This is a genomic window from Streptomyces sp. NPDC005805, assembly GCF_040630445.1.
In the GTDB taxonomy this organism is placed as follows: Bacteria; Actinomycetota; Actinomycetes; order Streptomycetales; family Streptomycetaceae; genus Streptomyces.
Genome location: NZ_JBEXXN010000108.1, coordinates 1 through 4,898, shown reverse-complemented (window position 1 = coordinate 4,898; position 4,898 = coordinate 1). Strand labels below are relative to the sequence as shown.

Below are 4,898 nucleotides of genomic sequence, written 5' to 3'. Positions count from 1 at the left end.
GGTGAGGACGGTGTCGTCGAGGGTGCCGGCGGTGTGGATGACGGCGGTGAGGGGTCGGTCGGCGGGGATGGCCTGGATGGTGGCGGCGAGTTGGTGTCGGTCGGCGGCGTCGCAGGCGACGAGATGGACGCTCGCTCCGGCGGCTTGGAGTTCGGTGGTGAGTTGGGTGGCGCCGGGGGCGTCGGGTCCGCGTCGGGAGAGGAGGAGGAGGTGTTGGGCGTGGTGGTGGGTGACGAGGTGGCGGGCGAGGGCGGTGCCGAGGGTGCCGGTCGCGCCGGTGATCAACACCGTCCCCTCGCCCCACGCCACGGACGGCAGCTGGGCGGGGACGGTGGCTCGAACGAGTGATGGGCTCAGGAAACGGCCGTCCCGATAGGCCAGCTGAGGCTTTCCGAGGGCGCCGGCCGTCCTGGCGAGGGCGGTGTGCGCGGCGGACTCGACAGCCGGGTCCAGGTCGAGAAGGACGATCTGGTCGGGGTTCTCGGTCTGCGCGGTGCGGACGAGTCCCCAGACGGGAGCGTGGGTGAGGTCGGTGACGTCCTCGTCGGGGCGGGTGGCCACCGCGCCCCGGGTGAGGACCACGAGCGGACCCTCCGAGGGTTCGGCCAGCCACTGCTGGACCTCACGCAGGGCCAGGTGCAGCGCCGCCCGCACGGACGCCGGGCTGCCGTCGCCTCCTGCGGTGAGGTCCAGGATCTGCGGCGCGGCGGTGGTCGAACCCGCCTCGTCCGGGACAGGAGACCAGCTCATACGGAGGAGCCCGTCGCGGGTGGCGGTCCCGGCACCGGCCGCACGAAGGACGTCCAGGTCCAGGGGGCGCAGGTGCAGGGCGTCGACGGTGGTGACGGGCCGGCCGTCCGGGTCGGTCGCGGTCAGCGTCAGGGCGTCGGGGCTCGTCTGCGCGATCCGGACGCGGAGGGTGGTCGCGCCGACGGCGTGCAGGGTGACGCCGTTCCAGGAGAACGGCAGGACGGCGGGCCGGTCCGGGTCGGCCACTCCGGGCAGGAGCGGGTGGAGTGCCGCGTCCAGCAGGGCGGGGTGCAGCAGGAACCGCCCGGCCTGGGCCTGCTCGTCCTCCGGGAGGGCGACCTCGGCGTACAGGGTGTCGTCCGTGCCGCGCCAGAGGCGGGTCAGGCCCTGGAACGCGGGCCCGTAGGCGTAGCCGTGGTCGGCGAGCCGGTCGTACACCCCGTCCAGCGGCACTGCCACGGCACCGGCGGGCGGCCAGGCACCGTCCGACGTCGGCTCCGGGGCCGGGGCCTCGGCGGTGAGGGTGCCGGTCGCGTTCAGCGTCCACGCGCCCGCGTCGCCCACGCCCTCGGACTCGCTGTCGGCGCGGGAGTAGATCTCGACGGCCCGTCCCTCCGGCCCTTCGGCGGAGGAAACGATCACCTGTACCTGGGCGGAACCGTTCTCCGGGAGCACCAGGGGCGCGGCGAGCGTCAGTTCCTCCACCGTCGCGGCCCCGACCTGCTCGCCCGCGCGGACGGCCAGTTCCAGCAGACCGGTCGCGGGGACGAGAACGGTCCCGGCCACCGCGTGGTCCGCCAGCCAGGGATGGGTGCGCGTCGACAGCCGGCTCGTGAACAGATACGCGTCCCGGTCGGCCATCCCCACCGAGGCCCCCAGGATCGGGTGCCCCACGGCGGTCAGCCCCAGCGCGCCCGCGTCGGCGCGTGTCTCCGTCTCGTCCAGCCAGTACCGCTGCCGCTGGAAGGCGTACGTCGGCAGTTCGGGGCTCGTGCCGGCCTCGGGCGTGGTCCCGGCGAGGAACGCGGACCAGTCGACGTCCACCCCGCTGCTGTGCGCCCGCGCGATCCCGGCGACCAGCGTCTCCACCTCGCCCTGCCCGCGCCGAAGAGTGCCCAGCGCCGTCAACTCATCGCCGTCCAGGGTGCTGTGGACCAGCGGCGCGAGGACGGTGTCGGGGCCGATTTCGAGGTAGTGGGTGGTGCCCTGGGCCGCGAGGGTGGTGAGGGTGTCGGTGAGGCGGACGGTGCCTCGGATGTGGTTGGTCCAGTAGTCGGGGGAGGTGAGTTCGGCTTCGGTGGCGAGGATGCCGGTGAGGGTGGAGACGAGGGGGATGCGGGGTGGGTGGTAGGTGAGCTGGGATGCCTCCGCGCGGAATTGGTCGAGGATGGGGTCCATGTGGGGGGAGTGGAAGGCGTGGGAGACCTTGAGGGGGGTGGTCTTGCGGCCCTGGTCGCGGAAGTGGGCGGCGACGGCCTCGGCGGCGTCCGCGTCCCCGGCGACGACCACCGACTGCGGGCTGTTCACCGCCGCGACGGCGATCCGGTCCCCGTACGGGGCCAGTGCCGCCCGCACCTCCTCTTCGGTGGCTTGGATCGCGACCATCGCGCCGCCGGGTTGGGCGTTCTGCATGAGGCGGGCGCGGGTGGCGACCAAGCGGGCCGCGTCGGGGAGGTCCAGGACCCCGGCGAGGTGGGCGGCGGTGAGTTCCCCGATGGAGTGTCCGGCGAGGAGGTCGGGGGTGATGCCCCAGGACTCCAGGAGCCGGTGGAGGGCGACTTCGACGGCGAAGAGGGCGGGTTGGGTGTATTCGGTGCGGTCGAGTCCGTCGCCGGTGGTGATGATCTCGCGCAGGGGGCGGTCGAGATGGGGGTCGAGAGCCGCGATCGCCGTGTCGAAGGCTTCCGCGAACACCGGGTAGGCAGCTGCCAGTTCCTCGCCCATGCCGATGCGCTGCGCGCCCTGCCCGGTGTAGAGGAACGCCAGCTTCCCGGTGGGCGTACGCGTCCCCGTGGCCAGGGCCGGGTGCTGGGCTCCCTGCGCCAGGGCGCGCAGGCCGTCGTGGAGGGTGGCCCGGTCGGCGGCGGTCACGGTTGCCCGGTGGTCGAAGGCTGACCGCCCCTTCACCAGGCCGCGCGCGACGCCGGCCGAGTCGACCCCGGGGTTGGCCTCCGCGTAGGCGAGCAGCTTCGTGGCCTGGTCGCGCAGGGCGGGGGCCGACCTGGCGGAGAGCACCCACGGCACGACCGACAACTCCCGCACGGCAGACGGGAGTTCCTGCGTCCTGTCGGGCGCCTCCTCGATCACCACATGCGCGTTCGTCCCGCCGAAGCCGAACGAGGACACACCGGCCCGGCGCGGGCGCCCCTCCGGGGCCGTCCAGTCGCGGGCCTCGGTCAGCAGCTCCACCGCCCCCGCATCCCAGTCCACATGGCTTGAGCGCTCCTCGGCGTGCAGGGTCCTCGGCAGGACGCCGTTCCGCATCGCCTGCACCATCTTGATGACGCCGCCGACCCCGGCCGCGGCCTGCGCGTGCCCGATGTTCGACTTCAGCGAGCCGAGATAGAGCGGCCTGCCCTCCGGCCGGTCCTGCCCGTAGGTCGCGAGCAGCGCCTGCGCCTCGATCGGGTCGCCCAGGGTCGTCCCCGTGCCGTGCGCCTCCACCGCGTCCACATCGGCCGTGCTCAGCCCGGCCGAGGCGAGGGCGTCCCGGATGACCCGCTCCTGGGAGGGGCCGTTGGGGGCGGTCAGGCCGTTGCTCGCGCCGTCCTGGTTCACGGCGGAACCCCGGATCACGGCCAGCACCGGGTGCCCGTTCCGCTGCGCGTCGGACAGCCGCTCCACCAGCAGCAGGCCGACGCCCTCGCTCCACCCCGTGCCGTCCGCGCTCTCGGCGAAGGACTTGCAGCGGCCGTCCGCCGCCAGGCCGCGCAGCCGGGAGAACTCCACGAAGGCCGTCGGTGTGGACATCACGGCCGCGCCGCCCGCGAGGGCCAGGTCGCATTCGCCCGCCCGCAGCGCGTTCGCCGCCAGGTGCATCGAGACCAGGGAGGAGGAGCAGGCGGTGTCCACGGTCACCGTCGGGCCCTCCAGGCCGAAGGTGTAGGCGATCCGGCCCGAGGCGATGCTCCCGGCGCTGCCCGAGAAGAGATAGCCCTCGTTGCCCTCGGCGGGCAGGTCCGGGCGGGAGCCGTAGTCGTTGTACATCAGGCCCGTGAACACACCGGTCCGGGAGCCCTTCAGGGACACCGGATCGAGGCCCGCCCGCTCGAACGCCTCCCAGGAGGTCTCCAGGAGGAGGCGCTGCTGCGGGTCGATGGCCAGGGCCTCGCGCGGTGACATCCCGAAGAACTCCGGGTCGAAGAGGTCCGCGTCGTGCAGGAAGCCGCCCTCACGGGTGTACGAGGTGCCGGGCGCGTCCGGGTCCGGGTCGTACAGGCGCTCCAGGTCCCAGCCCCGGTTGACGGGGAACCCGCCGACCGCGTCCGTGCCGCCCGCCACCAGCCGCCACAGGTCCTCCGGGGAGGACACCCCGCCCGGGTAACGGCAGGCCATGCCCACGATGGCGATCGGCTCCTGTGCCTTCGCCTCCACCTCGCGCAGCCGCTTGCGTGCGTCCCGCGCGTCCGCGATGGCCCGCTTCAGGTAGTCCCGGAGTTCTTGCTCGTTCGCCACTGATCTCAGCTCCCCGACATGGTGTGGCTCGTGGTGACAGATGGGTTCATGGGGTGGGTGGTGCGGGCGGTGCCGCGCGGTGGCGGGCCGCCGCCGGTGGGGTGGCGGCGGCCCGGCGGACGCGCTCAGTCGAATTCGTTGACCAGGGCGAACAGCTCCTCGTCGGTGGCCGACTCCAGGTCGCCGGCGGCGTCCTCGGCCGCGCTCCCGCCCCCCGCCGCCTCGGCGATGTCCATCAACTCGCGCAGCCGGCCGCTGATGAGGCCGTACGCCTCCGCGTCCGCCGAGGCGTCCCGGACCGCCGACTTCAACCGTTCGAGTTCCGTCAGCACCGGGTCCGCCGCCGACTTCTCCGTCACGTCGAGTTGCGCGAGGAGGTGGGTGGCGAGGGCGGTGGGGTTGGGGTGGTCGAAGACGAGGGTGGTGGGGAGGCGGAGTGTGGTGGCGGTGTTGAGTTGGTTGCGGAGTTCGAC

General features: G+C 73.6%; 2 protein-coding genes. Both read right to left on the bottom strand.

The features are described 5' to 3' along the window. The coding region (locus ABZ457_RS30395; RefSeq protein WP_359164245.1) for a type I polyketide synthase at nt 1-4,425 on the bottom strand (4,425 nt) is incomplete at its 3' end. Nucleotides 4,426-4,550: 125 nt separating this feature from the next. Continuing rightward, nucleotides 4,551-4,898, bottom strand: a 348-nt coding sequence (locus ABZ457_RS30390; protein WP_359164242.1) for a hypothetical protein, incomplete at its 5' end; no start/stop codon positions are given.